The organism is Cellulomonas chengniuliangii (assembly GCF_024508335.1).
Taxonomy (GTDB): domain Bacteria; phylum Actinomycetota; class Actinomycetes; order Actinomycetales; family Cellulomonadaceae; genus Cellulomonas_A; species Cellulomonas_A chengniuliangii.
Genome location: NZ_CP101988.1, coordinates 3,252,065 through 3,277,698 on the forward strand (window position 1 = coordinate 3,252,065; position 25,634 = coordinate 3,277,698).

At 73.3% G+C, this 25,634-nt stretch carries 22 protein-coding genes; 14 read left to right on the forward strand and 8 right to left on the reverse strand.

Annotated elements, in window-relative coordinates; genetic code table 11:
• Positions 1 to 151: 151 nt before the first annotated feature.
• Positions 152 to 1,099: an LLM class F420-dependent oxidoreductase gene (locus NP064_RS15095; RefSeq protein ID WP_227570038.1), complete on the reverse strand. Its 948-nt coding sequence runs from the start codon at positions 1,097 to 1,099 to the stop codon at positions 152 to 154.
• A gap of 85 nt (positions 1,100 to 1,184) precedes the next feature.
• Between NP064_RS15095 and NP064_RS15100 the strand changes: the two genes are divergently transcribed.
• From NP064_RS15100 to NP064_RS15110, 3 genes are all read left to right on the forward strand, one after another.
• Positions 1,185 to 1,355, forward strand: a complete 171-nt coding sequence (locus NP064_RS15100) for a hypothetical protein (RefSeq protein ID WP_227570037.1) — start codon at positions 1,185 to 1,187, stop codon at positions 1,353 to 1,355.
• A gap of 105 nt (positions 1,356 to 1,460) precedes the next feature.
• Positions 1,461 to 2,165, forward strand: coding sequence for a GTP pyrophosphokinase (locus NP064_RS15105; RefSeq protein WP_227570149.1), 705 nt, complete (start codon positions 1,461 to 1,463; stop codon positions 2,163 to 2,165).
• Between the two features lie 121 nt (positions 2,166 to 2,286).
• Positions 2,287 to 2,952 (forward strand): DUF1684 domain-containing protein, encoded by a 666-nt coding sequence (locus NP064_RS15110; protein WP_227570036.1) that lies wholly within the window; start codon positions 2,287 to 2,289, stop codon positions 2,950 to 2,952.
• A 7-nt stretch (positions 2,953 to 2,959) separates the two neighbouring features.
• Here NP064_RS15110 and NP064_RS15115 read toward each other — a convergent pair whose 3' ends face one another.
• On the reverse strand, positions 2,960 to 3,886 hold the full coding sequence (locus NP064_RS15115) for an Fpg/Nei family DNA glycosylase (RefSeq protein ID WP_227570035.1): 927 nt from the start codon (positions 3,884 to 3,886) through the stop codon (positions 2,960 to 2,962).
• 88 nt (positions 3,887 to 3,974) lie between these two features.
• On the opposite strand from NP064_RS15115, the gene NP064_RS15120 reads away from it, so the two are divergent.
• Positions 3,975 to 5,012 carry an acyltransferase family protein gene (locus NP064_RS15120; protein WP_227570034.1) on the forward strand — a complete coding sequence of 346 codons (1,038 nt, stop codon included), beginning with the start codon at positions 3,975 to 3,977 and terminating at the stop codon, positions 5,010 to 5,012.
• Here the strand turns inward: NP064_RS15120 and NP064_RS15125 are convergent.
• On the reverse strand, positions 4,969 to 6,504 hold the full coding sequence (locus tag NP064_RS15125; RefSeq protein ID WP_227570148.1) for a mannitol dehydrogenase family protein: 1,536 nt from the start codon (positions 6,502 to 6,504) through the stop codon (positions 4,969 to 4,971). The genes NP064_RS15120 and NP064_RS15125 overlap by 44 nt on opposite strands.
• Positions 6,505 to 6,968: 464 nt before the next feature.
• On the opposite strand from NP064_RS15125, the gene NP064_RS15130 reads away from it, so the two are divergent.
• Together NP064_RS15130 and NP064_RS15135 are read left to right on the forward strand one after the other, a co-directional pair.
• Positions 6,969 to 7,274, forward strand: coding sequence for an antibiotic biosynthesis monooxygenase family protein (locus tag NP064_RS15130; RefSeq protein WP_227570033.1), 306 nt, complete (start codon positions 6,969 to 6,971; stop codon positions 7,272 to 7,274).
• Positions 7,275 to 7,370: 96 nt separating this feature from the next.
• Positions 7,371 to 7,805, forward strand: coding sequence for a VOC family protein (locus NP064_RS15135; protein ID WP_227570032.1), 435 nt, complete (start codon positions 7,371 to 7,373; stop codon positions 7,803 to 7,805).
• A gap of 23 nt (positions 7,806 to 7,828) precedes the next feature.
• Here NP064_RS15135 and NP064_RS15140 read toward each other — a convergent pair whose 3' ends face one another.
• On the reverse strand, positions 7,829 to 8,488 hold the full coding sequence (locus NP064_RS15140) for a response regulator transcription factor (RefSeq protein WP_227570031.1): 660 nt from the start codon (positions 8,486 to 8,488) through the stop codon (positions 7,829 to 7,831).
• The gene (locus tag NP064_RS15145) at positions 8,476 to 9,777 is read right to left on the reverse strand and encodes a sensor histidine kinase (protein ID WP_227570030.1); all 1,302 of its coding nucleotides are present in this window, start codon (positions 9,775 to 9,777) and stop codon (positions 8,476 to 8,478) included. The genes NP064_RS15140 and NP064_RS15145 overlap by 13 nt, the downstream gene beginning before the upstream one ends.
• A 181-nt stretch (positions 9,778 to 9,958) precedes the next feature.
• Between NP064_RS15145 and NP064_RS15150 the strand changes: the two genes are divergently transcribed.
• From NP064_RS15150 to NP064_RS15165, 4 genes are all read left to right on the forward strand, one after another.
• Positions 9,959 to 10,234, forward strand: coding sequence for a hypothetical protein (locus NP064_RS15150; protein ID WP_227570029.1), 276 nt, complete (start codon positions 9,959 to 9,961; stop codon positions 10,232 to 10,234).
• Entirely contained in the window at positions 10,231 to 11,028 is a 798-nt protein-coding gene (locus NP064_RS15155) for an ABC transporter ATP-binding protein (RefSeq protein ID WP_227570028.1), read from the forward strand. Before NP064_RS15150 ends, NP064_RS15155 begins: the two co-directional genes overlap by 4 nt.
• Before the next feature lies 1 nt (position 11,029).
• Positions 11,030 to 13,618, forward strand: coding sequence for an ABC transporter permease (locus tag NP064_RS15160; RefSeq protein ID WP_227570027.1), 2,589 nt, complete (start codon positions 11,030 to 11,032; stop codon positions 13,616 to 13,618).
• 317 nt (positions 13,619 to 13,935) lie between these two features.
• Positions 13,936 to 17,532 carry an endo-1,4-beta-xylanase gene (locus NP064_RS15165; RefSeq protein ID WP_256813668.1) on the forward strand — a complete coding sequence of 1,199 codons (3,597 nt, stop codon included), beginning with the start codon at positions 13,936 to 13,938 and terminating at the stop codon, positions 17,530 to 17,532.
• Positions 17,533 to 17,648: 116 nt separating this feature from the next.
• Here the strand turns inward: NP064_RS15165 and NP064_RS15170 are convergent, their stop codons facing one another.
• Positions 17,649 to 18,269 (reverse strand): dihydrofolate reductase family protein, encoded by a 621-nt coding sequence (locus NP064_RS15170; RefSeq protein ID WP_227570026.1) that lies wholly within the window; start codon positions 18,267 to 18,269, stop codon positions 17,649 to 17,651.
• A 328-nt stretch (positions 18,270 to 18,597) separates the two neighbouring features.
• On the opposite strand from NP064_RS15170, the gene NP064_RS15175 reads away from it, so the two are divergent.
• Together NP064_RS15175 and NP064_RS15180 are read left to right on the forward strand one after the other, a co-directional pair.
• Positions 18,598 to 19,809, forward strand: coding sequence for an MFS transporter (locus tag NP064_RS15175; protein ID WP_227570025.1), 1,212 nt, complete (start codon positions 18,598 to 18,600; stop codon positions 19,807 to 19,809).
• Between the two features lie 203 nt (positions 19,810 to 20,012).
• A complete protein-coding gene (locus NP064_RS15180) occupies positions 20,013 to 21,335 on the forward strand; it encodes an alkaline phosphatase (protein WP_227570024.1) in 1,323 nt (440 codons plus the stop codon).
• 24 nt (positions 21,336 to 21,359) lie between these two features.
• Here the strand turns inward: NP064_RS15180 and NP064_RS15185 are convergent, their stop codons facing one another.
• Positions 21,360 to 21,983, reverse strand: coding sequence for a GyrI-like domain-containing protein (locus NP064_RS15185; protein WP_227570023.1), 624 nt, complete (start codon positions 21,981 to 21,983; stop codon positions 21,360 to 21,362).
• Between the two features lie 96 nt (positions 21,984 to 22,079).
• Here NP064_RS15185 and NP064_RS15190 point away from each other — a divergent pair, with 96 nt between their 5' ends.
• Positions 22,080 to 22,550 carry a nitroreductase family deazaflavin-dependent oxidoreductase gene (locus tag NP064_RS15190; RefSeq protein ID WP_227570022.1) on the forward strand — a complete coding sequence of 157 codons (471 nt, stop codon included), beginning with the start codon at positions 22,080 to 22,082 and terminating at the stop codon, positions 22,548 to 22,550.
• A 133-nt stretch (positions 22,551 to 22,683) separates the two neighbouring features.
• Entirely contained in the window at positions 22,684 to 24,915 is a 2,232-nt protein-coding gene (locus NP064_RS15195) for an MMPL family transporter (RefSeq protein WP_227570021.1), read from the forward strand.
• Between the two features lie 17 nt (positions 24,916 to 24,932).
• Here the strand turns inward: NP064_RS15195 and NP064_RS15200 are convergent, their stop codons facing one another.
• Positions 24,933 to 25,577 carry a response regulator transcription factor gene (locus NP064_RS15200; RefSeq protein ID WP_227570020.1) on the reverse strand — a complete coding sequence of 215 codons (645 nt, stop codon included), beginning with the start codon at positions 25,575 to 25,577 and terminating at the stop codon, positions 24,933 to 24,935.
• Positions 25,578 to 25,634 lie beyond the last annotated feature (57 nt).

The following is a 25,634-nucleotide window of genomic DNA, read 5'->3' on the forward strand; positions in this document are numbered from 1 at the left end:
GGCCCACAAGCCGGACATCGCCCCTGATCTGCAGTCATCCCATGAGAATCTTGGCATTCGAGACCTACCAGGCGGTCGAGGTCTGCGCGGGCGCAGACGACGCAGCCCTCCCCGGCTCGCCAGGAAGGGCTGCGTTCACACCGCGGAGAGGTCAGCCGAGCTGGGGCAGCACCTCGTGCGCGATGAGCTCGAGCTGGTCGAGGTCGTGCAGGTCCAGGACCTGGAAGTACACGCGCGAGACGCCCAGTTCTGCGAGCGCCCCGATCCGGTCCACGACGGCGGACGGGGTGCCCGCCAGGCCCACCGAGCGGACCTCGATCGGGTCACGGCCGATCGCCGCCGCCCGGCGGTCGACCTCCGCGTCGTCACGCCCGACGCACGACACCAGGGCCACCGACATCACGAGCGAGGCCGGGTCCCGGCCGATGTCGCGGCACGCCGCGCGCACCCGCTCGAGCTTGGGCTCGACGTCCGCCAGCTCCGGGAACGCCAGGTTGAACTCGGCCGCGTACCGGGCCGCCATGGCCGGGGTGCGCTTGGGCCCGTGGCCGCCAACGATGATCGGCACCCCCGCGCGCGCCGGGTCGAGCGGGGAGGCCTGGACCGGCTTCGGCAGCGCCGGCGAGTCGGTGAGCGTGTAGTGCTGCCCAGCGTGGGAGTACCGCTCGCCCACCGGCGTCCCCCACAGCCCAGTGACGACCTCGAGCTGCTCCTCGAGCCGCCCGATCCGCTTCTCCGGGTACGGGATGCCGTACGCGGTGTGCTCGGCCTCGAACCAGCCGGCGCCGAGGCCCAGCTCCACGCGCCCGCCCGACATCTCGTCGACCTGCGCCACCTGGATGGCCAGGATGCCCGGCGGCCGGAAGGTGACCGGCGAGACGAGGGTGCCGAGCCGGATCCGCCGGGTGTCCCGCGCGAGGCCGGCCAGCGTCGTCCACGCGTCGGTGGGGCCGGGCAGGCCGTCGCCCTCCCCCATCCGCAGGTAGTGGTCGGAGCGGAAGAAGCCGTCGAAGCCGAGGTCCTCGGTGGCGGTGGCGACGGCCAGCAGGTCCGCGTAGGACGCGCCCTGCTGCGGTTCGGTGAAGATTCTGACGTCCATGCTCGTAACCCTGCCATCTCCCGCCGGGCGACCGCCGACCGGGCACGCGAGGGGTCCGTCACGTCCGACGGGTAGCGTGCGCCGGGTGAGATCGATCCGATGGGCCAGCCTGGCGACGGTCGCGGGCTGCGGGCTGGTGCTGGTGGTCTGCGCGGTGGCCGCGCTGCGCGGGCGGCCGTGGGCGTGGGCCCCCGGGCTGGTGGCGGCGGCTGTCGGCCTGCGGGAGCTGCGGGCTCTCCAACGCGGCCTGCGCTGAGGGTCCCACCGGCCGTCCAGGCTGCGGGACTACGCTCGCCGGGTGCAGGAGAATCAGGGACACGTGTCGTCGATCATCGAGCTTCGAGACGACTTCACCCGGTTCATGCTGGCGTACCGCTTCGGGCTCGACGAGGTGATGACCAAGCTCACCATCCTGCGTGACGAGTTCAAGTACGCGCGCAGCTACAACCCGATCGAGCACGTCAGCTCGCGGCTCAAGTCGCCGGACAGCATCCTGCAGAAGGCGCACCGCAAGGGCATCCCGCTGACCCTCGAGGACATCAAGGCGCAGATGTTCGACATCGCGGGCGTCCGCGTGACGTGCGCGTTCCAGTCGGACATCCACCGGATCCGCGACCTGCTCGTCGGGCAGCAGGACCTCACCCTGCTGGCCGAGCGCGACTACATCACCCAGCCCAAGCCCAACGGGTACAAGAGCCTGCACCTCATCGTCCAGGTGCCAGTGTTCATGTCTGACCGGGTCGAGCCCGTCACTGTGGAGATCCAGATCCGCACCATCGCGATGGACTTCTGGGCGAGCCTCGAGCACAAGATCTACTACAAGTACGGCAAGGAGATCCCCGCCTCGCTGCTCGCCGAGCTCAAGGACGCCGCCGACGTCGCGGACGCGCTCGACGTCAAGATGGAGCACCTGCACAACGCGGTGCTGGCGATCAAGGGCAGCACGGGGGCCGACGCGTCCGCGGACATGCAAGGGCTCATCCCGTCGCAGGACCTCCTCGAGGCCTTCCTGAGGTCTCGAGGCCCCGAGCAGGCGCCCGACGTCGACGGACCCGACGCGGGCTGAGCCCGATTAGCCGCATCCCTCCTGGTCCCTCCGGGAACGCGGCCCGGCCCTCGTCCCCGCGCCTCCTGACACGCCCGGCAACCCGCCCGCCGAACCCGGGGCCGCGTGGCAAGGTGGCCTGATGCCGGACGCCCGAGGCTCTGCCGCCGACGTGCTCGCGGTCAACGACTGGCGCCGCCGCACCGCCGAGCTGTACGCCGACGTCCGCCGCGTCGCCGCCGACGACCCTGCCGCCGCCCACGCCCTGTGGGTCGAGCGGCGCGACGCGTTGTTCGGCGACCACCCCGCCTCGCCGCTGCTTCCTGAGGCGCGCGCGGCGTTCCGCGGTCTGCCCGTGGCCCCGTACGACCCGGCGTTCCGCTTCGAGGCGCGGGTGCGCGCCGCCCCGACCCAGCGCCTGGACGTCGCCACCGGCACGGACGGCGTCGTGCCGTTCGAACGGATCGGCCGCGCGACGCTCCCCGGCCTGGGCACGCTGTCCGTGTGGGCCTTGCGGGCGTACGCCGGCGGGGTCTTCCTGCCGGTCAAGGACGCGCTGGCCGGGCGCACGGGCGGCACCTACGGCGGCGGGCGGTACGTCCTCGACACGATCAAGGGCGCGGACCTGGGCACCAGCGGCGACGACGGCCGCGGGCCGCTGGTGATCGACCTGAACTTCGCCTACAACCCGTCCTGCGCGTATGACCCCGACTGGGCGTGCCCGCTGGCCACGCGCGGCAACGTCGTGGAGGGCGAGACGCCGGTCGGCGAGCTCGCGCCCGGACCCGAGCTGCTGCCGCGCGACTGAGCGGGCGTCAGCGCTGGCAGGACGGGCAGCGGTACAGCTTGCGCCCCGCCATGTCCTCCACCACGACGGGGGCGCCGCACACCCGGCACGGCAGGCCCGCACGCCCGTAGACCCAGTGCCGCTCGGACCGGTCGGCCAGCGCCCGCGCCCGCCCCGCCTCGTCGAGGTCCTCCCGAGTGAGCATGACGCCTGTGCGGATGCCGTCGGCGAGCAGCACGGCCCAATCGTCCCAGAGCGCCCGCGCTGCCTCGACCGGAACCTGGCGGCCCGGCGTCCAGGGGTCCAGCCGGGCGCGGAAGAGCATCTCTGCCCGGTAGATGTTGCCGATGCCGGCCATCACCGACTGGTCCATCAGCAGCTGCCCGATGGGCACGGCCCGGCGGGTGAGGCGCCGTGCGACCTCGGCGCCAGCGGCCTCCAGGTCCTCCTCGGTGGCCGGGTCCAGGCCTAGGCGCGCCACGGCCGCGGCCGCCGACTCCGGGTCGAGCACCTCGCAGGCGGTGGGGCCGCGCAGGTCCGCGACGCTCGCGCCGGTGGCGAGCCGCACCCGGACCTGGCCCACGGGCTCCGGCGGGAACGGCTCCTCGGCGCCTGCGGCCCCGCGCTCCTGCTCGTCCTCGCCCATCCGCACGGCGCGGCGCAGCCGCGGGGCGCCCATGCTGCCCAGCGCGGCCATGCCCTCGGTGATGGGCGAGATCCGCCCGAAGAAGTCCCAGGCGCCGTAGAGGCCCAGGTGCACGCGCAGCACCAGCCCGCCGTCGAACTCGAGGAAGAGCTGCTTGCCGACTGCCCGGGAGCCGGTCAGCACGCGGCCGTCGATCAGCGCGGCGCCCGCGGCGAACCTGCCCTGCGGGGAGCTGACGGCCAGCGCGTGACCGACGAAGTCACGACGGAACTGCCGCGCGACGCGGTGGACGGTATGACCCTCGGGCACGGCACACCACCCTATGACCCGGATGGGCGCACGCCTTCCGCGAGAAGTGACATATGGTCGATATCGGGCGTGGCGGGAGGGGGCGTGGATGCGCGGACGGCTGCCTGGTCTGGATCTCTTGCGCGGGCTGGCCGTGCTCCTCGTCCTGTTGAACCACGCCCATCCACTCTTCGGGGGCGCCGGGGTGGTCGGCGTCACCATCTTCTTCGCGCTCAGCGGCTACCTGATCACCGGGGTGCTGGTCCGCGACATCTACCGCACCGGCGGCGTGCGGCTGGCGGTCTTCTACCGCAACCGCGCGCTGCGCCTCATCCCGGCGCTGCTGCTCTTCCTGCTCGCGTACGCCGTGGTCGAGGGCGTGTTCGACCTCCTCGGGGAGCGGGACCTGGTCCCGCAGAGCGTGGCGGTGGCCCTCACCTACACGACCAACATCCCCGGCATCCCGTCCGGCAGCGGCAGCCTGTACCACCTGTGGACGCTGGCCACCGAGGAGCAGTTCTACGTGCTGTGGCCCCTGGTGCTGCTCTTCGGTTTCCGCCGCGTGGGGCTCCGCCGCGTCGTGGGGCTGGTCGCGGTGGGGGTGGTGATGATGTGCGTGCTGACCATCAAGCTGACCGAGCCCGACGTGGCCCGGGTCTACGCCCTGCCCTCCTCGTGGTGGCTGACCATCATGATCGGCTCGGTGGCGTACCTGGGCCGCGAGGAGCTCGCCCGGGCGCTGCCCACCACCGCCGGGCGGCGGCGCGCGCTGCAGGTCGTGATGCTCACGGCCATCGCCGTGGTGGCGGCCATCCCGGGCCTCGCGCACTCCGCCGTCATGTACCTGCTGATCGCGCCCGGCGTCGCCCTCGCCACCGCCGTGCTCATCAACTACACGAGCCACTGGGAGGTCCTGCCCAGCCGGCTGCTGAGCCCGCTGCTCCAGCTCGGCACGATCTCGTACGCCGCCTACCTGTGGAACGCGGCGATCATGCGCTGGCTCGAGCCGATCGGCGGGCTGCTGCGCCCGGTGCTGATCGTGTCGCTGACCCTGGTGGCCGCGACCGCGAGCTGGTGGCTGGTGGAACGCCCCGTGCAGCGGCTCAGGGCTCGGCTGGATCATCAGCAGCCGGCGCTGCAGCACTGATCGACCCGGCGTCGCCCAGCACGCCCACCCAGGACTCGAGGGTCGCCCGGGCGCCCCGCTCCCGCAGCGAGGCGAGCGCCGCCGTGTAGGCGGCCACGAACCGCTCGTCGTCGACCAGGTCCCCGAACAGGTCGCGCTGCGCGAGGAACGCCGTGGGGTCCGCGTGCTGGCCCGCCGCCACCGCCATCAGCCGGTCCCGCAGGCGGTCGACCACCTCGATGGGCTCGCCCTGCTCGTCAACGCCCTCCGCGTAGCGGGCCCACGAGGCGAGGACCAGCGCGCACAGGGCAACGTCGCCGCCGGCCGCGAGCCGGCTCCTGGCCACCGGCACGATCCACTGGGGGATGCGGTCGGAGGTCTCCGCGCACAGCCGGGCCAAGGTGTCGCGGACCTCCTGGTTCGCGAACCGCTCGATCAGGGCGCGCTTGTAGTCGTCCACGTCGACACCGGGCACGGCGCCCAGCGTCGGCGTGGCCTCCAGGTCCATGTACTGGGCGAGGAACTGCGCGAACAGCGGGTCCTGGGCGACCTCGTGCGCGTACTCGTAACCGGCCAGGCGCCCCAGGTAGCACAGCGCCTGGTGGCCGCCGTTGAGCAGCCGCAGCTTCATCAGCTCGTACGGCTCGACGTCCGCCACGAGCTGGGCCCCGGCGTCCTCGAGCGGCGGGCGGCCCTGTCCGAAGTCGTCCTCGACGACCCACTGCTCGAACGGCTCGCACACCACCGGCCACGCGTCCTCGATGCCGAAGGCCTCCGCCACCAGCTCGCGGTCCGCGTCGGTGGTCGCCGGCGTGATGCGGTCCACCATGGAGTTCGGGAAGCGCACCTCCCGCTCCACCCAGTCGCCCAGACCGGGGTCGCGGAGCCGGGCGTACGCCACGAAGGAGCCGCGCGCCACGTCGCCGTTGCCCCGGATGTTGTCGCAGGACATCACGGTGAACGGCGGCAGCCCTCGCTCCCGGCGGCGGACCAGCGCCTCGGTGACCAGACCGAACACGGTGGACGGCGCCGCGCCGGGCGCCAGGTCGGCCTGCACGGCCGGCTCGTCGGCCTGGAACTCGCCCGTCACCGGGTGGACGTTGTACCCGCCCTCGGTGATGGTCAGGGAGACGATCCGCGTGACGGGCGCCGCCATCTGCACGATCACGGCCTCGGGGTCGTCGGGCGCGAGCAAGTACGCGACGAGGGAGCCGATGACCCTCGCCTCGAGGGTCCCGTCGGGGTGCTTGACCACCAGCGTGTACAGCCCGTCCTGCCGGTCCAGCGCGTCCTTCATCCGCTGGTCGCCCGGCAGGACACCCACTCCGCACACCCCCCAGTCGAGCGCCTCGCCCTGGTTCATCAGGCGGTCCAGGTACATCGCCTGGTGGGCGCGATGGAACCCGCCCACGCCGATGTGGACGATGGACGGCGCGACGGCGCGCCGGTCGTAGCGCGGCACGGCGACGGCCGAGGGGAGGGATCCGAGCGTCGACGCGTTCAACTGGGTCATCGAGGTCCCCCGCTCCCGGACGACGGGGCGCCCGGCACGGCTGACGGGCTCGAGCAGCGTCGGCATGGGCTCGAGCTGGACGCCCCGCCGCACCGCGCTCACGTCAGGGCCCCCATCGCGAGGTCGTGCGCCGTCCGTCCAGGCGCCTGCGCCGCGCGGATCCGCTGGGTGTGATGGGTCGTCCTCATCGATGTGCCGCCCCTCGCATGCGCGTGTCCAACACGTCGACTCTGACGCGTCAGCGGCCCGTCCCCGCCGCGTGCCCCGAGGGCGCCCCGCATGACGTCCCTGTCGTGCGCGGCGCGGAGATGCAGTGCCCGGGGCCGTTTGCCGGGAGGGCTGGCCTCACAGTCGCACAGTCCCGTGGCGTCGGCCAAGCGAGCAGTCGACGAGCCGACGGCGACGGCCATTCAGCCTCAGTCGCTACTGTGGCAAGTCTCATTCCCGAGCGCGCGAGGTGCCCGATGTACGTCGTCCACAACCGACTCGATGTGAAGCCCGAGGAGGCCGCCGACTTCGAGAGGACGTTCGCGACCAGCATGCGCGCGACACTCGCGGGGGTGCCCGGGCTGCGCCGGAGCCTGCTGATGCGCCCCACCCAGCCGGGCGTCCCGTACGTCTCGACGATGGAGTTCGACGACCAGGAGTCCTTCCGCGCCTGGATGCGCTCGGACTCGTTCAAGGCCGCGCACGCGGACACCGGCGCCACCGGCATGCAGGCGCCGAGCGGCATCGAGCTGTTCGACGTGCTCGAGGACGTCGTCTCCTGACACCGAGCCGCTGACCGGGCGGCGAACAGCCGATGAGTTCGGGCCTGCGGACGGGTCTGCCACTGTGACCCGTCCGTCACGTCCCGAGGAGCGATCATGGCCGTCCGTCTGAACCCCTACCTCAACTTCCAGGACTCGGCCCGCGAGGCGATGGAGTTCTACCAGTCCGTGTTCGGCGGCGAGCTGGAGACCAGCACGTTCGCCGAATTCCAGATGAGCGAGAACCCGGCGGACGCCGACAAGATCATGCACTCGATGCTCACCACCGACATCGGCCTGGTGCTGATGGCCTCGGACATCCCGGCCGCGATGCAAGGATCCGACCCGGGCGCCGGCCCGGGCGCCACGATCTCGCTCAGCGGCGGCCCGGAGGACGACGACGCGCTGCGCGGCTACTGGGCCCAGCTGGTCGAGGGCGGCGCCGTCACCGAGCCGCTCGCAGTCGCGCCGTGGGGCGACGCCTTCGGGATGTGCACGGACCGGTTCGGGGTGGGCTGGATGGTGAACATCGCCGGGCCAGGGGCCTCCTGACGCTGCGGACCTGACCTGCGGGCTCAGGCCCGCAGGCGGGCGTCCTCCAGGTAGTGCAGCACCGCGGTGACCCGGCGGTCCGCCATGTCGGTGGGCGCCAGGTCGAGTTTCGCGAAGATGCTGCGGATGTGCTTGTGCACGGCGCCCTCGGTCACGAACAGGCGCGCCGCGATGGCGGAGTTGCCCAGGCCCTCCGCCATCGCGGCGAGCACCTCCCGCTCGCGCGGGCTGAGCCTGTCCAGCCTGCCGTCCGAGCGGGTCCGCGCGAAGAGCTGGGCGACGACCTCGGGGTCGATCGCGGTGCCGCCGGAGGCCACGCGGTGCAGCGCGTCGAGGAACTCCTCGACGCGCCCGACCCGCTCCTTGAGCAGGTAGCCCAGGCCTGCGCTGCCGTTCGCGAGCAGCTCGGTGGCGAACGCCTCCTCGACGTAGGCCGAGAGCACGAGCACCGCGAGTCCAGGCTGCAACCGGCGCGCCTCGACCGCCGCGACGATCCCCTCGTTGGTGTGCGTGGGCGGCATCCGCACGTCCACGATCGCGATGTCGGGCACGTGCTCCGCGACGGCGGCCAGCAGCTCGGCGGGGTCGCCCGCGGTCGCCACCACGTCGAGCCCTTCGGCGCGCAGCAGCAGCGCCAGGCCCTCACGCAGCAGGGCGTCGTCCTCGGCGATCACAATCCGCACGGCAGCGTCACCTCCAGGGTCGTGGGCCCGCCGACCGGGCTGGTCAACGTGAAGATCCCGTCGTGCGCCTGCACACGCCGCCGGATGCCGGCGAGGCCGCTCCCGCCGCCCGTCCGGTCGCGCTCCCCGGCGGCGCGCTCTGCGGCGCCGCCCATCCCGTCGTCCTGCACGGTGACCTCCAACCGGTCGTTGTCTCGGCGCACGGTCACCACGGAGCTCTGGGCGCCGCTGTGCCGCACCACGTTCGTCAGTGCCTCCGCGACCACGAAGTACGCGGTGGCCTCGACCGACGCCGCGCATCGTCCGATGTCGGCGATGTCGAGCCTGCACGGCACCGGGCTGGTCGCCGCGAGCCCGGACAGCGCGTCGCCCAGCGTCCGGTCCTCGAGCACCGCGGGCAGGATGCTCCGGGCCACGGCGCGCAGCTCGGCGAGCGCCTGCTCGGCGGCGTCCTGCGCGCGCTCGAGCAGCGGGCCGGCGGCGGCGGGGTCGCGCAGGAGCGCGCGCTGCGCGGCGCCGAGGAGCACGGACACGGCGACGATCCGGTTCTGGGTGCCGTCATGCAGGGAGCGCTCGATGCGTCGCAGCTCGGCCGCGTGGGCGTCCAGCGCGCCGGCGCGCGTCGCGGTGAGCTCGGCGACCCGCAGGGCCAGGTCCGTGCCGGGGCGCGGGCCCAGCAGGCGGCGGCCAGGCCAGGCCTGCAGGCGCGCCATGGGCGGCTCGAGCCCCACGGCGACCGCCACCCAGGCGAAGCCCGCCAGGGTCACGGCGATGGCGCCGGGCCAGGTCTCCACCACCCACCCGCTGAACGACGGCTGGCGCAGCTCCTCGGGCACCGCCATCCACCAGAGCGCGAACGTGGCGTCCCGGGCCGCGTTGAGCGGCAACGTCAGCGCGATCGCGCCGAGCGCCAGGCCCAGCGAGGCCGCGCACGGCAGCCAGGCCAGCTCGCGGCGGACCGACGAGTCCCGGAAGGCGTCGCGCAGCCCGTCCGGCAGCGGCGCGGGCCCCAGGACCACCGGGCCGATCTGGGACAGTCGCGAGCGCTCCCGGTCGGCGACGACGCGGACGGCCCGCAGCGCGGCGGGCAGCATCCAGAACCCGACGCCCACGACGCAGGCGGCCGCGCTCACCGCCACCCACAGCAGCGCGACCAGCGCCAGCACCGAGGTGCCGAAGCCGCCCACGAGCTGCTCGATCGCGTCGATGGTGCGCCCCGCGATCCCGGCCCGGCGTTGCGCGGGCGGACGCGTGACCACCAGGTCGGCGTCTGCCGTGTGCGTGTCCACGTCGAGTGACCCTAGGCGACGGGCGCACAGGGCCGCAGGCCTTCGCGGCGAGATGGCGACGACGCGGCGAAGAAGTACAGCCTGCTACACCCCAGGTCGGGCGCTGGCGGGATCGTCGCGGGGGTACCCCGATTCGTAGCGTTGAGGGTGTCCGGAAGACCCCCCGAGCTGGGAGCGTGCCATGTCCGACCCCTACCGCCTGCCTGGCGCCTCCGATGCGCCCTCCGACCCGATCCTGCGCCGCCCCGCGGCAGCCGACCAGCCCGCAGGGGCCGAGCGTGCCCACCGCGATGGGCAGCGCGCCGTGCTGTGGGCCCTGCTGGTGCTGACCGCCGTCGCCAACTCGGTGACGTCGGCCATGGCCGTGCCGATGGGCATCAGCCTGGCCCTGGGCGCCCTCAGCCTGGCGTGCGTCACCGCGCTGGTCGTCTCGCACGTCCGCCAGGGGCGGTCATGAGCGGGGTCGCGGCGGGCCGCCCCCCGGCTCCCGGCTCGCGCGCCGGGTCCACCGCCGGCTCCCTCGCCGCGGCAGCGGCGCCCGCGGTGGCGCTGTCGAACGTCAGCAAGGTCTACGCCGGCGGGGTGCGCGCCCTCGACGACGTGACCCTGACCGTCGAGCGCGGCACGTTCGTCGCCGTGATGGGCCCCTCCGGCTCCGGCAAGAGCACCCTGATGCACTGCGCGGCGGGCCTGGACACGCCGACCTCGGGGCGCGCCGCGATCGGCGGCATCGACATGGCGCCGCTGGACGAGACCGCGCGCACCGAGCTGCGGCGCACGCACGTCGGGTTCGTCTTCCAGTCCTACAACCTGGTGCCGTCCCTGACCGTGATGGACAACATCACGCTGCCCCTGCGCCTCGCGGGCGCCAAGCCCGACATGGCGTGGCTGCAGACCTTGATCGAGCGCGTCGGCCTCACCGACCGGCTCGCCCACCGGCCCGGCGAGCTGTCGGGCGGCCAGCAGCAGCGCGCGGCCATAGCGCGGGCCCTCGCCGCCCGGCCGGAGGTCGTCTTCGGCGACGAGCCGACCGGCGCCCTCGACCTGCGCACCGGGCGCGAGGTGCTCGACCTGCTGCGCGACCTGGTGGACAACCTCGGGCAGACCGTCGTCATGGTCACGCACGACCCCGCCGCCGCCGCCCGCGCCGACCGGGTGGTGGTGATGGCTGACGGGCGTGTCGTCGACACCCTCGACTCCCCCACCGCCGCCCAGCTCGCGCACACGCTGACCACCGTGGAGGTGGGCTGAGATGCTGCACCTAGCGGTCCACATGGCCCGGCGCCGGGTCGCGGCGCTGCTGGCCGTCGCGTTCGCGGTGGTCGGCGGCACGGCCTTCATCACCGCCATCGGGGTGCTGGCCGAGTCGGGCGTGCGCTCCCACGTCGCCGTCGACCGCCTGGCCGTCGCCGAGGTGGTCGTCACCGCGAGGCAGTCGGTCGACCAGGAGGGCGACCTCGCGGTGGCCCTGCCCGAGCGCGCTCCGGTCCCCGCGGACGTGGTGGCCGAGCTGGCCGCGCTGCCCGGCGTGGTCGAGGCGGTCGGTGACGTCAGCTTCCCCGCCGCGGTGATCGGGCCCGACGGGCGGCTCGGCGAGGTGGGCGACCCCGCGACCGCCGGGCACGGGTGGTCCTCGACCGCGCTGCTCGACGGCGCGCCCGCCCAGGCTGACGCGGCCCCCGCGGTCGGAGAGGTCGCGCTCGGCGCGGGCCTGGCCGCCAGCGCGGGCGCACGGCCCGGCGACCAGGTCCAGGTCGTCGCCGCCGGCGCCACCCGCACGCACACGGTCGCCACCGTCATCCCCGACAGCGACGGCGGGGTGTACTTCGATGACACGACCGCCCTGGCGTTGGCCCGAGGGACCACGGCGGCAGGCTCCCAGCCCGCCGTCGACCTCGTCGCGCTGCGCGTCGAGCCCGGCGCCACCGAGCAGGTCGCCGACGCCGCCCGCGACCTGGTGCGCGACGCCGGCCTGGTCGTCTCGACGGGCGCCGCGCGCGGCGACGTCGAGAGCCCGCAGGCCGCCGCCGGTCGCAGCACGCTGCCCCTGATCGCGGGCTCGCTCAGCGGCGTCACGCTGCTGGTCATCGGCTTCATCGTCGCCGGGGCGCTCGCGGTCTCAATCAGCGCGCAGCGCCGCGACCTCGCGCTGCTCCGCGCCGTGGGCGCCACCCCGCGCCAGGTGCGGTCCCTCGCCGCGTGGCAGGCGACAGTCGTCTCGTGGGCCGCCATGGTCCCGGGCGTCGCGCTCGGGTACGTGGCAGCGGAGGCGTTCCGCGGGCTCATGGCCTCGATCGGGATCATCCCCGCCGGGCTTCCGCTGGTCGTCAGCCCTCTGCCTGGTCTTGCCGCCGTCCTGCTGCTCACCCTCGTGGTGCAGGTCGCCGCGCGATCCGCGTCCCGCCGCGCCTCCCGCCTGCCCGCCACGGAGGCGGTCGCCGAGTCGCGCACCGAGCCCCGCGTTCCCTCGCGGGCACGGGCGCTGACCGGCGTCGCGCTGATCGTCAGCTCCCTCGTGCTCTCGGTGGGGCCGGTGCTGTCCCGCACGGTGTTCGGGGCCGCCGGGGCCGCGATGGCCGGCATGGTCGCGGCCATCGGCCTGGCGCTGCTCGGGCCGCTCCTGGTGGGCGGGATCAGCCGCTGGATCGCCCGTCGGCTGCCCGCGCGGACCGCCGCGCACACCTGGCTCGCGGTCGCGAACAGCCACGGGTACGCGCTCCGGGTGGGCGCCGCGGTGAGCACCCTGGCCCTCGTGGTCGTCTTCACCCTGACCTACGCGTTCACCCAGACCACCACCCTCGCCGCCGCGGAGGGCGACCTGCGCGCAGCGACCACCGCGCAGGCGACGCTCAGCGCACCGGCCCTGGGCGGCCTGCCCGAGGACGTGGTCGCCGAGGTCCGCGACCTCCCGGGTGTCGAGGCCGCCGCCCCGTTCGGCGCCACCACCGTGCTGACCAGGACGACCTTCGTCGGCGAGACCACCCTCGAGAGCACGTCGGCGGCGGTCCTCACCCCCGACGCCGCGGGCGTGCTCGACCTCGACGTCCGCGACGGGGACCTCGCCGACCTCACCGGCAGCACCGTGGCGGTCGACGCGGGGACAGCGCGATCGCACCCGGTCGGGAGCACCCTGGACCTGGTCCTCGGGGACGGGACGCCGGTCCAGGCCCAGGTGGTCGCGGTGCACGGACGCGACCTCGCCTTCGGGCCCCTCGTGCTGGCCGCCGATCTGGCCGCCGGGCACGCCTTCGGCCTGGCGCAGAGCGTCCTGGTGCGCACCGACGGCTCCGCGCAGGCGTCCGAGGCGCTGGCGGAGTTCGCCGCAGGGCGCCCCGGCCTGCTGCTCGACGACACCAGCGCCGTCACGAACGGCGCGGAGCCCGCGGGTGGGGCCGCGACGGATAGGGAGGCCGCAGGCCCGGCCTCCGGGCTCGGCAGCGTGCCGCCGGAGCTGTGGATCAACATCGTGGTCCTGGGCGTGCTGCTGGGCTACCTGCTGCTCGGCGTCACGAACAAGCTCGTGGCCAGCACCCTCGAGCGCCGCACCGAGATCGCGACCCTGCAGCTCGCGGGCGCGACGCCTCGGCAGGTGCGGGCGATGATGCGCCGGGAGGCCGCGCTCGCGAGCGGCGTGGCGCTGGTGACCGGCGGCCTGCTGTCCGTGGTCCCCCTGGCGATGCTGGGCATCGGGTTCCTCGACCGTCCGCTGCCCGCGGGCCCGTGGTGGCTCGCGCCCGGGGTGGCGGTGCTGGTCGTGGTGATCGCCTTCGCCGCGATCGAGCTGCCCACCCGGCGGGCGTTGCGCACACCGCCGGCGCAGGCGCTCTCGGGGGCCGCGTAGCCGACGCGGTGACGGAGCGGCGCCGCGGTCTCACCGTGGCGCCGCTCCCACCTGGGGCTCCTCGTCGAAAACGTTGTCGAAACCTTCTGCCGGTCCCTAGGGTGTGCCCCACACGACTCAAAGCACTCGCAAAGGGGCGAACCGTGCATCGACTCGGCAGAACAAGAACACGCGTACTGGGACCTGTACTCCTCGCCGCTATCCTCGGGCTCGGCCCTGTGCCGGCGATGGCGGCGGAGGGCGACACCGAAGCTGTCCCGGGAGGCGCCGTGAATCCGACGACGACCCAGGTCACGACCGCACGGGGAACCGGGGCGGTGGCAGCCCTCACTTTCGACGACGGGCCCAACCCCGGGGAGACCGACGCGGTCCTCGACCTCTTGGCGGAGCACGGCGTCCCCGCCGTGTTCTGCGTGATCGGCCAGAACATCCAGGGCACGCGCGGCGCGGAGCTGCTGCGGCGCATCGTGGACGAGGGCCACACGCTGTGCAACCACACCACCAGCTACGCCGACATGGGCGCGTGGACCCCCGAGCAGGTCGAGGCCGACCTCACCGAGAACCTCGCCATCATCCGCGAGGCGCTCGGCGACCCGGACGCGCCGGTGCCGTACTTCCGGGCGCCCAACGGCAGTTGGGGCCAGACTGCCGAGGTCGCCGCGCGGCTCGGCATGCAGCCGCTCGGCCTGGGCAACACGATCGCCGACTGGGAGACGCAGGACGTCCCCACCCTCACCGCCAACCTCCGGGCCGCGATGCAGCCCGGCGCGGTGGTGCTGGCGCACGACGGCGGCGGTGACCGCACCGGCACCGTCGAGGCGGTCCGGACCGTCCTCGCGGAGCAGATCGCCGCGGGCTGGACGTTCACCCTCCCCGCGGAGCGCGGACCCGAGGGCGGCGGCGGAACCGGGACCACGATCCTCTCGAGCGACTTCGAGGACGGCCTGGCGCCGTGGACGGCACGCGGCGACGGAACGTCTCCCGCCGTGTCGCTCACCGACCAGGCAGCCCACAGCGGCACGCAGGCCGCCCTCGTCGACTCGCGGGGCGACACGTGGCACGGGCTCGGCACGGACGTCTCCGAGCTGTTCGACACCGGCGTGACCTACCACGTCTCCGCCTGGGTGACCCTCGCCGAAGGCGCCTCGCCCGACCCGGCCGAGCTGCGCGTCAGCGTGCAGCGCGACGTCGAGGGCACGTCCAGCTACGACACCGTCGGCTCCGCCACGGGAGTCACCGCCGGCGCATGGACGCAGATCTCGGCGGACTACACCATGGCGGCCGCCGACTCCGCGCTGCTGTACGTCGAGTCCGCCTCCGGGACGTCCTCGTTCCTGGTGGACGACGTCGTGATCACCCGCGACGCGGCGCCGCCCGTGCAGACGGACATCCCGTCCCTCCAGGACGAGCTGCCGTGGCCCATCGGCGTCGCGATCGACGAGCGCGAGACCGTCGGCCAGAGCGCGATCCTCGTCGACAAGCACTTCGACCAGATCACCGCCGAGAACGCGATGAAGCCCGAGTCCATCCAGCCGACCGAGGGCGAGTTCACCTTCGCCGAGGCCGACCGCCTGGTGGACGCCGCGCTCGCCAACGGCCAGCGCGTCTACGGCCACACCCTGGTGTGGCACAGCCAGACCCCCGACTGGTTCTTCCTCGACGAGGCCGGCCAGCCGCTCACCAGCTCCGCCGCTCACCAGACGGTGCTGCGGGAGCGCATGAAGACCCACATCGACACCGTCGCGGGCCACTACCGGGAGAAGTACGGCGAGTACGGGACCCCCGGGAACCCGATCGTCGCGTTCGACGTGGTCAACGAGGCCATCGCCGAGTCCGAGGGCGACGGGCTGCGCCGCAGCCGCTGGTTCGAGGTGCTCGGCGAGCAGTACCTCGACCTGGCGTTCGAGTACGCCAGCGACGCGTTCAACCGCGGCGTCACCGAGAACCCGCCCGTCACCCTGTTCCTCAACGACTACAACACCGAGCTGCCCGCCAAGCGCGCGGCGATGATCGCCGTGGCGCAGCGGCTGCTCGACCGCGGGGCGCCGATCGCCGGCCTGGGCCACCAGTTCCACGTGAGCCTGGTCCAGCCCGTCGCCCAGCTCCGCGCCAGCATCGACGCCTTCGCCGAGCTGGGCCTGGTGCAGGCCGTCACCGAGCTCGACGTGCAGATCGACGGCACGGTCACGCAGGAGCGGCTCGTGCAGCAGGGCTACTACTACGCCGACGTCTTCGACATGCTGCGGGACTACCCGGACCTGTTCGCGGTGACGGTGTGGGGCCCGTACGACAGCCGCAGCTGGCGGACCGGCGCGCCCCTGCTGTTCGACGACCAGCTGCAGGCCAAGCCGGCGTACTGGGGCATCGTCGACCGCGGCGAGCTGCCGGCCCTGACCCGGCAGGCGAACGTGCACGCCGGTGACGTGGCCATCGACGGCGACGCGATCGACGCGCGCGAGTGGGACCTGCTCCCGCTCATCGAGATCGGCTCGGACGGCGCGGGCTCCACCGGGTTCCAGCTCCGCTGGGCCGAGGACCACCTGACCGCTCTCGTCGAGGTGGCCGACGCCACGGACGACGGGGCGGACGACGTCGTGCGCCTGTTCGTCGGCGACACCGCAGTGGCCGTCTCCCGCGATGGAGCGGTCAGCGGCGCGGGAGCCGACGCCGTGGTCAGCAGCACGGCCACGGGGTACACCGCCGTGGTCCGACTGCCCGCGACCGACCTCGCCGCGGGCTCGACGGTCAGGTTCGACCTGCGCGTCACCGATGGCGCCACCGGCGGCCGGCTCTCCTGGAACGACCTGTCGCACGGCCAGGAGGACGGCCTGCGACGCGGCGTCGTGACTCTCGTGGAACCGGTCGGCCTGATCGAGGCGCCGCACGCCGCGGTCGCGCCCGTGATCGACGGGGTGGTGGACGACGTGTGGGCGTCCGCCGCGACCGTCCGCACGGGCACCGTGGTCGAGGGCGAGCTGGGCGCCACCGCCGACGTGTCCCTGCTGTGGCGCGACCAGACGCTCTACGCGCTGTTCCGGGTCACTGACGACGAGCTCGACGCCGGCAGCAGCAACGCCTGGGAGCAGGACTCGGTCGAGGTGTTCCTCGACCCGGCCAACGCCAAGGCCGGCGCCTTCCAGCCTGCCGACGGCCAGTACCGGATCAGCTACGCCAACGCCGTCTCGGTGAGCGGCGACCTGGACGTGATCGGCGACAACCTCACCAGCGCGACCGCCACCACGGACACCGGCTACCTGGTCGAGGCCGCGCTCCTGCTCGAGGAGCCGGTCGAGCCCGGCGGGTTCGTGGGCGTCGACTTCCAGGTGAACGACGCCGCGGCGGGCGTCCGCACCGGTGTGGTGACGTGGTCCGACCCGACCGGCCGCTCCTACCAGGACACCTCGCGGTGGGGCGTGGCCCAGCTGCTGGCGCCGGTGGTCGAGCCGGAGGAGCCGAAGCCCGCGGTCACGCTCGACCGCCGGGTGGTGCGGGCGGGCGAGAAGGTGACCGCACGCCTCACCGGGTTCACGCCCGGCAGCACGGTCACCGTCACGCTGCAGTCCGCCAAGGGCGGCAAGCACGCGCCCAAGGCCGAGCGGCTCGGCCAGGTGAGGGTGGGTGCGGACGGCTCCGCGGTCGCGTCGCTCACCGTGCCGGCGCGCACCACGGCCGGCCCGTACACCCTGACGGCCGCCTCGGGCGACCTCCGGGCGCAGGAGCAGCTCACCGTGACGCCCGCCAAGGGCCCGGGGCACGGTCCCGGGCCGGGCAAGGGCCCCGGCAAGGGGCATGGCCACGACCACGGCCCGGGCAAGGGCCACGACCACGGCCCAGGGAAGGGCCACGACCAGGGGCCCGGGAAGGGCAAGGGGAACGGTCACGGCCCGGGGCACGGCAAGCCCGTCGCCCGCTGACCCGGCTCCGTTGAGCTGATCCCCCACAGACCCGCCCGGCGCCGGGAGGCACGCCCCCCGGCGCCGGGCGGCTGTGCGTCCGCTCCGCGCGCGGCCCGGTCGGCCGTGGCGCCCGGTCAGGCGCCCTCGGCGCCCGGCACCTTGTCGGTGACGTCGTCGTACGTCTGCGCGCCCGGGATCTCGCCGGGCGTGTAGACGAGCCGCACCACGCCGGTCGGGAACACGTCCGACCGCAGCAGCCGCAGCGGGTACACCTCGTCGCCCTCGTCGAAGAGGCGCTCGCCGCGCCGGGCGGCGACGGGGTGCACGAGCAGGCGCAGCTCGTCGAGCAGGCCGGCGGCGAGCAGCTGGCGCACCACGGAGATGGACCCGGGGACCACGATCTTCTCGATGCCCGGCTCGGCCGACAGCGCCGTCACGGCCTCGACCAGGTCGCCCTGGAGGGCTTCGACGTTCCGCCACCCGAGGTCCTGGTCCCCGCGGGTCGCCACGACCTTGCGGGTGTCGCCCAGCTGGGCCGCGAACGTCGCGTCCTCGCCGCCCGCGGCCTCGCGGTCCGGCCACGCGCCCGCGAAGCTGTCGTACGTCACGCGCCCCAGCAGCAGGGCGTCGGCGTCCTCGTAGTCCTCGTCCACCGCGGCGCCCATGTTCTCGTCGAAGTACGGGAAGTGCCACGCGGGGTCGATCTCGACCACGCCGTCGAGCGAGCTGAACAAGGTGGAGACGATCGTCGCCATCGGAACCTCCAGGGCTCGTGCGGCCGCGCGTCACGGCCTCTCCACGATCAGACCTCCTCCGGGCCGCCAAGTCATCGGGTCGTGGCGATCCGGGCGAGGGGGCGACGGGCGAGGGGCGGCGACGAGCGGTATTGCCGAGCATTGGCAAGCCAGCGCCCGGTGGCAGACATCACGCCGGGGAACGCGCCAGAAGGGTGTCATGATGAATCGCTCGTGTGCGTCAGATGGCGCCGAGCAGCGAGGTGCGAGACCCCGCGATCCCCCACACGGAAGCTTGAGAACAGTGACGCGCGCGCCCAGCAAGGAACCGCTCTGGACACGAGACCTCGTGCTCGCCTCGTTGGCGAATTTCTTCCTCGCCTTCGTCTTCTACCTGCTCATGACGACGATGGCCCTGTACGCCGTCGAGAGCTTCGGGGCCTCTGACACTGTCGGCGGGCTGGCGTCGAGCATGTTCGTGCTCGGCTCCGTCGTGGCGCGGCTGTTCGCGGGCAACCTCTCCGACCTGCTCGGCCGCCGCCGCGTCCTACTCATAGCCCTCGTCGGGTTCGTCCTCGCGTCGGTGAGCTACCTGCCCGTCGACTCGATGACGGACTCGCTCGCACTGCTCCTGGTGGTCCGCGCGGTCCACGGGCTGTCGTTCGGCGTCGCGAGCACCGCCGCCATGGCGATCGCCCAGTCCCTCATCCCGGCGTCGCGCCGAGCCGAGGGCACCGGGTACTTCACGCTCAGCACCACGCTGGCCACCGCGATCGGGCCGGCGCTGGCCGTGATGCTCGTGCACACGTCCGGCTACACCGCGCTGTTCGTCGCGGGCGCCATCGCCTCCGCGCTCGGGATGGCCACCGCGCTGCTGCTCCGCGCGCCGGACAAGCCGCTCGACCCGGAGCACCGCGCCCGGCTGCGCAAGTTCCACCCGCGCGACATGCTGCACCCCGCGGTCGTCCCCGTCGCCACGACGATGCTCGTGCTGGGGATCTGCTACTCGGGCGTGCTGACCTTCCTCGACTCGTTCGCGGCCGAACGGGACCTGCAGACCGGCGCGAGCCTCTTCTTCGTCGCCTACTCCGTGGTGCTGTTCCTGGCGCGGCTGGTCGCCGGGAAGATCCAGGACCGACGCGGCGACAACATCGTCATCTACACCGCGATGGCCGCCTTCGCCGTGGGCATGCTCCTGCTCGGCAGCGCCACGTCGAACCTCCTGGTCGTGCTCGCGGGCGCGTTCATCGGTCTGGGCTGGGGCACGCTCATGTCGGCCCTCCAGTCCGTCGCCGCGGGGCTCGTCCCGATGCGGCGCATCGGTGTGGCGATCTCGACGCACTTCTTCATGCTGGACCTCGGGGTGGGCCTCGGCCCGATCGGCCTGGGCCTGCTGCTCAACACGTTCGGCTACGACCAGATGTACATGGCGCTCGCAGGGATCGTGGTCCTGTCCGCGCTGCTGTACCACCTGGTGCATGGCCGGGTGGACACCGCCCGGCGGCGCGCGGCCCTGGCGGGCGAGGCGCTCGTCCCGGCGGAAAGCACGCAGTTCGTCTGATCAGGGATGAGGGGCGCGGACCACGGCTGGCCTCGTCCGCGCCCCACTGCGTCGCCCGGCGCGCGGCGCGGTGGCTCCTGCTGCACGGCCCCGGGCTCCGGATGCGCGCCTCGGCAACCGGCGTACGGTCGGGAGCGCGGGGCTGTGCGCGGCCCCGGCAGAGGTCAGGTGGACAACGACGTTCAACCTAGGGGGCAGCGACGATGCGACTCTTCGACTCACGACACACCGTGCTGGGCGCCGCGGGAACCGTGGCGCTCGTGCTCGGGGCACTGGCGGGCGGCGCGCAGGCGGACCGCGGAGGCGGCCACGACCGAGGCGACCGAGGCGACCGAGGGCACGGCAACCAGACCGCGAAGAACGTGATCCTCGTGGTCGGCGACGGCCTGAGCATCGCGGCGCGGGACGCGATACGCCTCGCCACCGTGGGCCAGGACGGGCAGCTCGCGATGGACCAGCTCCGCTACGCGGGCTGGACGCACACCGACTCGGCGGACCCGGACGACGCCGTCACGGACTCGGCCGCGTCGGCCACCGCGTTCTCGACCGGCGTGCGGACGTACAACGGCGCGATCGGGGTCGACCTGGACGGCAACCCTGTCACGACCCTGCTCGAGGACGCGAAGGCGCTCGGCAAGGCGACCGGGCTCGTCACGACCGCGCAGGTCACCGACGCCACGCCGGGCTCGTTCGGCGCGCACGTGCCCGATCGCGGCGACCAGAGCGAGATCGCCCGGCAGTACATCGACGACACCCGGCCCGACGTCATCCTCGGCGGCGGCGAGGACTGGTGGCTGCCCGTCGGCGAGGTGGGCGCCTACCCGGACAACCCCGACGACAGCCCGGCGGAAGTCAGCAAGAGCACCATCGGGAACCTCATCACGCGCGCCCAGGAGACCGGGTACACGTACGTGAGCACCCCCGAGGAGCTCGCCGCGACCACGGCGAAGCGGCTGCTGGGACTCTTCGCCAACGAGGAGATGTTCCAGCAGGCGCCCGAGGGCGAGGGCGACGAGTACGACCCCGTGGTCCCGCTGCGCGACATGACGCAGAAGGCGCTCGACGTGCTGTCCCGCGACCGGCAGGGGTTCTTCCTGCTCGTCGAGGAGGAGGGCGTCGACGAGATGGCGCACAACAACAACGGCGGGCTGACGCTCAAGGCCGGCCAGGCCCTCGACGACACGGTCGCGCTCATCGCCGACTTCGCCGCGAGGAACCGCGACACCCTGGTGGTGGTGGTCGGCGACCACGAGACCGGCGGGCTGGCCATCGAGAACGTCGACCCGGACGACGAGTCCACCGACACCGGCAGCACCAGCCCCGACGTGCTGCAGAGCAGCGAGGACGGGCCGTTCCCCATCGCGGGCTCCGACCTCGAGTTCATCATCGACTGGACGACGGGCTCGCACTCGGGCGCCGCGACCCCCCTCACCGCGCACGGCCCGTCGGCCGAGCTGCTGGCCCGGGCGCAGCACTCGACCAACGTGCACGACGTGATCCTGAGGGCCATGCGCGGCGGGCGATAGTCGCTCCGGGGGCCGCGCGGCGGGTCAGCCGCGCGGCCTCACCGGCTGGCGCAGCACCGTCCGGAGCCTCGCGGGCTCGGTCTTGCGCGCGTCGGACAGGTAGATCTCGTGGTGGCGGCCGTTGAAGTCGAGCCCGTGCGCGGGCATGTGCTCGCGGTGCAGCCGCTCGAGGGTCGGCGCCTCGTCGTCGTAGGAGCCGACGTGCAGGATCTGCACGCTGCGCCCCTCGTCGTACCGCTCGAACCGCACCAGCGCGAGCGCTGGCAGCCCTCTCTTCTTCTTCTGGGCTGCCGTCAACGCCTCGTCCACCATCTCCGCGGTGATCCACTCGGGCTGGTGGATCATCAACGTCCAGTCCCATGCCCCCTTGTCGCGGGCGCGGAATGCGGCGGGGTCGTCGGCTGACCACAGGCCCTCCAGCGGGCCGACGGTGTGCGCCGTCTCAAGCCGCTCCTTGGCGACAGCGCGCACCGCGTACGACGCGGTGTACAGCGCCTCGATCGCCTCCCGGTAGGACTCGGCGGTATTCGGGTCGCCGTGCCCGTCGATCTTGAGGAAGGCCATCTCGGGGACGTCGACCAGCTGGAAGTCGCCGGGCTTCGGCGCGTACAGCTCGGGGAGCGCCTTCTTCACGTCGTAGGCCTGCACGATCACCTCCACCCTGTGCGGTCGGACTCCCCCGCGCGGCGGCGGGGCCGACTGGATACGGTGTCGCTCTGAGCTCGTGACGCCGAGGAGATCGCGATGCCGCAACGCCCTGACGGTACCGACGGCGCGCAGCCCCTGCCCACGTTCCGCACCGGGCGTGTGCGCCGGGCCCTCGACTCGATGGTGGGGTCCCTCGTCCGCCGGGGCCTCTTCCCCCGCTCCTACATGCTGACCACCATCGGGCGGCGCAGCGGGCGGCCGATCACCCACCCGGTCACCCCGGTGGAGCACGACGGCCGCCGGTGGCTCGTCTCCCCGTACGGCCAGGTGTCGTGGGTGCACAACGCCCGCGCGGCGGGCCGTGTCTCGTTGCAGCGCGGCGGCCGCACCGAGGAGTGCACGGTGCGCGAGCTCGGCCCCCGGGAGGCCGCGCCCGTCCTCAAGCAGTACCTCGCGATCACCGGCCCGCCCCGCCGGTACTTCCGGGCCGACAGGAAGGCGCCGGTCGCCGAGTTCGCCGCCGAGGCGCACGAGCACCCGGTGTTCGAGATCGTGCCGGTGGGTTAGCCCGAGCATGTCCCGGGGGGGCCGCCCGGGCGAACGGTGGTGCGCGCACCACTGACTTCGTCCAGCGCACCGCGAAGGATCGAGACCGAGGAGCGGCCACGCTCACAGGACCTCGACCGAACGGATCACGCTCATGGCGCAGCCAACAAGCCCTGCGATCACGACAGCGACCTCCAGCTCCGGGAGACGGCGCGGGCTCACCGCCCCGACGCAACGCATCGCGATATGGAGCGCGACGCACCGCGCCAAGGCCATCCTGTTGTGGCTCGCCGCGATCGCGGTGGCCCTCGCGCTCGGGGCCGTGCAGTCGCCTCGTGAGGCGACCCCGCTTGAGCTCGGCGTCGGGGAGTCCGGCGAGGCGGCGCGCATCGCCGCCGACGCCGGCCACCTCGAGCCCGCCATCGAGAACGTGCTCGTGAGCACCCAGGACGCCGAGATGGCCGAGGCGGAGACGGCGTCCGCCGAGGCCGCCGACGCGCTGCGGGCTCTGGACGAGGTCGACGACGTCCGCGGGCCGGTCCCCTCCGACGACGGCTCCGCGCTCCTCCTCCAGGTCGTCCTCGCCGGCGATGCCGATACTGCGAGCGAGCGCGTCGCCTCTCTGCAAGAGGTCGTCGCCGACGTGCAGGCAGCGCACCCGGGCCTGCGGGTCGAGCAGGTCGGCCCCGGCTCGATCGGCGCGGAGTTCCAGGAGTGGCTCGAAGCCGACCTGGCGAAGGCGACGTCGCTCAGCCTCCCGGTGACGCTCGGCATCCTGCTTGTCGTCTTCGGGGCGATCGTGATGGCTGGCATCCCGGTGGTGCTGGCGATCTCGTCGGTGGGCGCGGGCCTCGGCCTGTGGAGCCTGGTGTCCCAGGTCGTGCCCGACCCCGGCATGGTGGTGCACCTGCTGGTGCTGGTCGGCATGGCCGTCGGGGTCGACTACTCGCTGTTCTACCTGCGCCGCTTCCGCGAGGAGCGGCACGCCGGGCTGGGAGAGGTCGACGCGATCCGGGTCGCCGCCGCCACCGCGGGCCATTCCGTGGTCGTGTCCGGCGTCGCCGTGATCCTGTCGATGGCCGGGCTGTACTTCGCGGGCGACGCGGTGTTCACCGCGATGGCGACCGGCTCGATCATCGTGATCGCGATCGCGCTCGTCTCGTCCGTGACGGTCCTGCCGGCGCTCCTCGCGACCTTCGGCCGGTGGGTCGACCGGCCGCGCGTGCCGGTCCTGTGGCGGCTGAGCAACGGAGGCCAGCCCCGTGTCGTGCCGGCCCTGGTGCGCCCGGTGCTCGCCCACCCCGTCGTCGCGCTCGTCGCGTCCCTCGCGGTGCTCGGCGCCATGGCGTACCCGCTGATGGGCCTCTCCCTGAAGAACACCCAGCTCCAGGACCTGCCGCGCGCTCTCGACAGCATGCAGGCCTACGACCGGCTCCTCGAGGCGTTCCCCGACTCCTCGGCGTCGGACGTCGTCGTCGTCCGGGCGCCCGCGGGCGGGCAGGCCGTGCTCGCCGAGGAGGTCGAGGCGCTCGTCGCGCGGACGGAGGCCCAGCCCGACCTCTTCGGGGCGGCGGACGAGCCGTGGTTCTCCGCTGACGGCCGCACGGCCGTGGTCCAGGTCCACGTCCCGCACGCGCTCGCCTCCGACGAGGCGCGCGACTCCGTCGAGGAGCTGCGCGAGGTGATCGTGCCCGAGACGGTGGGCTCGATCGCGGGCGCCGAGGCGGCTGTCGGCGGCGAGGTGGCATCCGACCTCGACTACACGGCCAACCTCGCCCGCACGCTGCCGGTGGTCATGGCCGCGGTGCTCCTGCTGGTGTTCGCCATGATGCTCTGGGCCTACCGGTCAGTGGCGCTCGCGATCATCACCGTGGTCCTCAACGTGCTCTCGCTCGCCGCCTCGTTCGGCCTGCTGACGCTCGTCTTCCAGGGCTCGTGGGCTGAGGGTTTCCTCGGCTTCACGTCGACGGGGCACGTCGTGTCCTGGGTGCCGATGCTGCTGTTCGTGGTCCTGTGCGGGCTCTCGCTCGACTACCACGTGTTCGTCGTCAGCCGGATCCGGGAGAACGCCCTCCGGGGCTTGTCCGCGGAGCAGGCGATCCACGACGGCGTCATCCGCACGGCCGGGGTCGTGACCAGCGCCGCTGTCGTGATGATCGCCGTGTTCTCGATCTTCGGAGCGTTGTCGTTCATCGAGCTGAAGCAGATCGGGGTCGGGCTGGCGGTCGGCATCGCGCTGGACGCCACGATCATCCGTGTGATCTCCCTGCCGGCGATGCTGCTGCTGAGCAAGCGGCTCCTGTGGTGGCGTTCCACGCCGACCGGCGAAGGGCTCGCGTCCGGCGGCACAGCGGGGCCCGAGCACGTCCTCGCCGGGCGCCGATGACGCGGCTGCGTCGCAGGTCAGCCGCGCAGGTACGCGAGGACGGCGGCGACCCGGCGGGACGCCGTCGTCGCGGGGGGCAGGTCGAGCTTGGCGAGGACGCTGTTGATGTGCTTGGCCACGGCCTTCTCCGTGACCACCAGCTTCTGCGCGATCACCGGGTTCGCGTCCCCCTCGGCCATGCGGGCCAGCACCTCGAGCTCCCGTGCGGTGAGTCGCGCGAGCGCTGCCCGCCGCTTGTCCCGGCGCAGGAGCTCGGCCACCACCTCCGGGTCCATGACGGTGCCGCCGTCCCGGACGGTCCGCAGCGCGGCGATGAACTGCAGGTCGTCCAGCACGCGGTCCTTGAGCAGGTAGCCGATTCCCGAGTCTCCGGTGGCGAGCAGCCGTGGCAAGTACAGGTGCTCGATGTGCTGCGACAAGAGCATCACCGGCAGCCCCGGGGTCCGGGTGCGGGCCGCGACCGCGGCTCGCACGCCCTCGTCGGTGAACGTCGGCGGGAGGCGGATGTCGAGCAGTGCCAGGTCGGGGCGGTGCAGGTCGATCGCGTCGAGGATCTCGTCGCCGCACGAAACGGCCGCGACGACCTCGATGCCGTGGCTGCTCAGCAACCGGACGATCCCGTCCCGCAATAGGAACTGGTCCTCCGCGAGCACGACACGCATCGAAGGGCTCCTCGGTGGCTGGGTCGGTCGGGGTGCGAGTGTAGCCAGCGGGACGTT

Excerpts from the sequence above, each read along its gene's own strand:
- NP064_RS15195 (WP_227570021.1), top strand. The coding sequence starts at position 22,684 with ATGGCGCAGCCAACAAGCCCTGCGATCACGACAGCGACCTCCAGCTCC.
- NP064_RS15130 (WP_227570033.1), top strand. The coding sequence starts at position 6,969 with ATGTACGTCGTCCACAACCGACTCGATGTGAAGCCCGAGGAGGCCGCC.
- NP064_RS15180 (WP_227570024.1), top strand. The coding sequence starts at position 20,013 with ATGCGACTCTTCGACTCACGACACACCGTGCTGGGCGCCGCGGGAACC.
- NP064_RS15120 (WP_227570034.1), top strand. The coding sequence starts at position 3,975 with ATGCGCGGACGGCTGCCTGGTCTGGATCTCTTGCGCGGGCTGGCCGTG.
- NP064_RS15125 (WP_227570148.1), bottom strand. The coding sequence starts at position 6,504 with ATGACCCAGTTGAACGCGTCGACGCTCGGATCCCTCCCCTCGGCCGTC.
- NP064_RS15135 (WP_227570032.1), top strand. The coding sequence starts at position 7,371 with ATGGCCGTCCGTCTGAACCCCTACCTCAACTTCCAGGACTCGGCCCGC.
- NP064_RS15160 (WP_227570027.1), top strand. The coding sequence starts at position 11,030 with ATGCTGCACCTAGCGGTCCACATGGCCCGGCGCCGGGTCGCGGCGCTG.
- NP064_RS15095 (WP_227570038.1), bottom strand. The coding sequence starts at position 1,099 with ATGGACGTCAGAATCTTCACCGAACCGCAGCAGGGCGCGTCCTACGCG.
- NP064_RS15170 (WP_227570026.1), bottom strand. The coding sequence starts at position 18,269 with ATGGCGACGATCGTCTCCACCTTGTTCAGCTCGCTCGACGGCGTGGTC.
- NP064_RS15105 (WP_227570149.1), top strand. The coding sequence starts at position 1,461 with ATGCTGGCGTACCGCTTCGGGCTCGACGAGGTGATGACCAAGCTCACC.
- NP064_RS15200 (WP_227570020.1), bottom strand. The coding sequence starts at position 25,577 with ATGCGTGTCGTGCTCGCGGAGGACCAGTTCCTATTGCGGGACGGGATC.
- NP064_RS15150 (WP_227570029.1), top strand. The coding sequence starts at position 9,959 with ATGTCCGACCCCTACCGCCTGCCTGGCGCCTCCGATGCGCCCTCCGAC.
- NP064_RS15110 (WP_227570036.1), top strand. The coding sequence starts at position 2,287 with ATGCCGGACGCCCGAGGCTCTGCCGCCGACGTGCTCGCGGTCAACGAC.
- NP064_RS15155 (WP_227570028.1), top strand. The coding sequence starts at position 10,231 with ATGAGCGGGGTCGCGGCGGGCCGCCCCCCGGCTCCCGGCTCGCGCGCC.
- NP064_RS15190 (WP_227570022.1), top strand. The coding sequence starts at position 22,080 with ATGCCGCAACGCCCTGACGGTACCGACGGCGCGCAGCCCCTGCCCACG.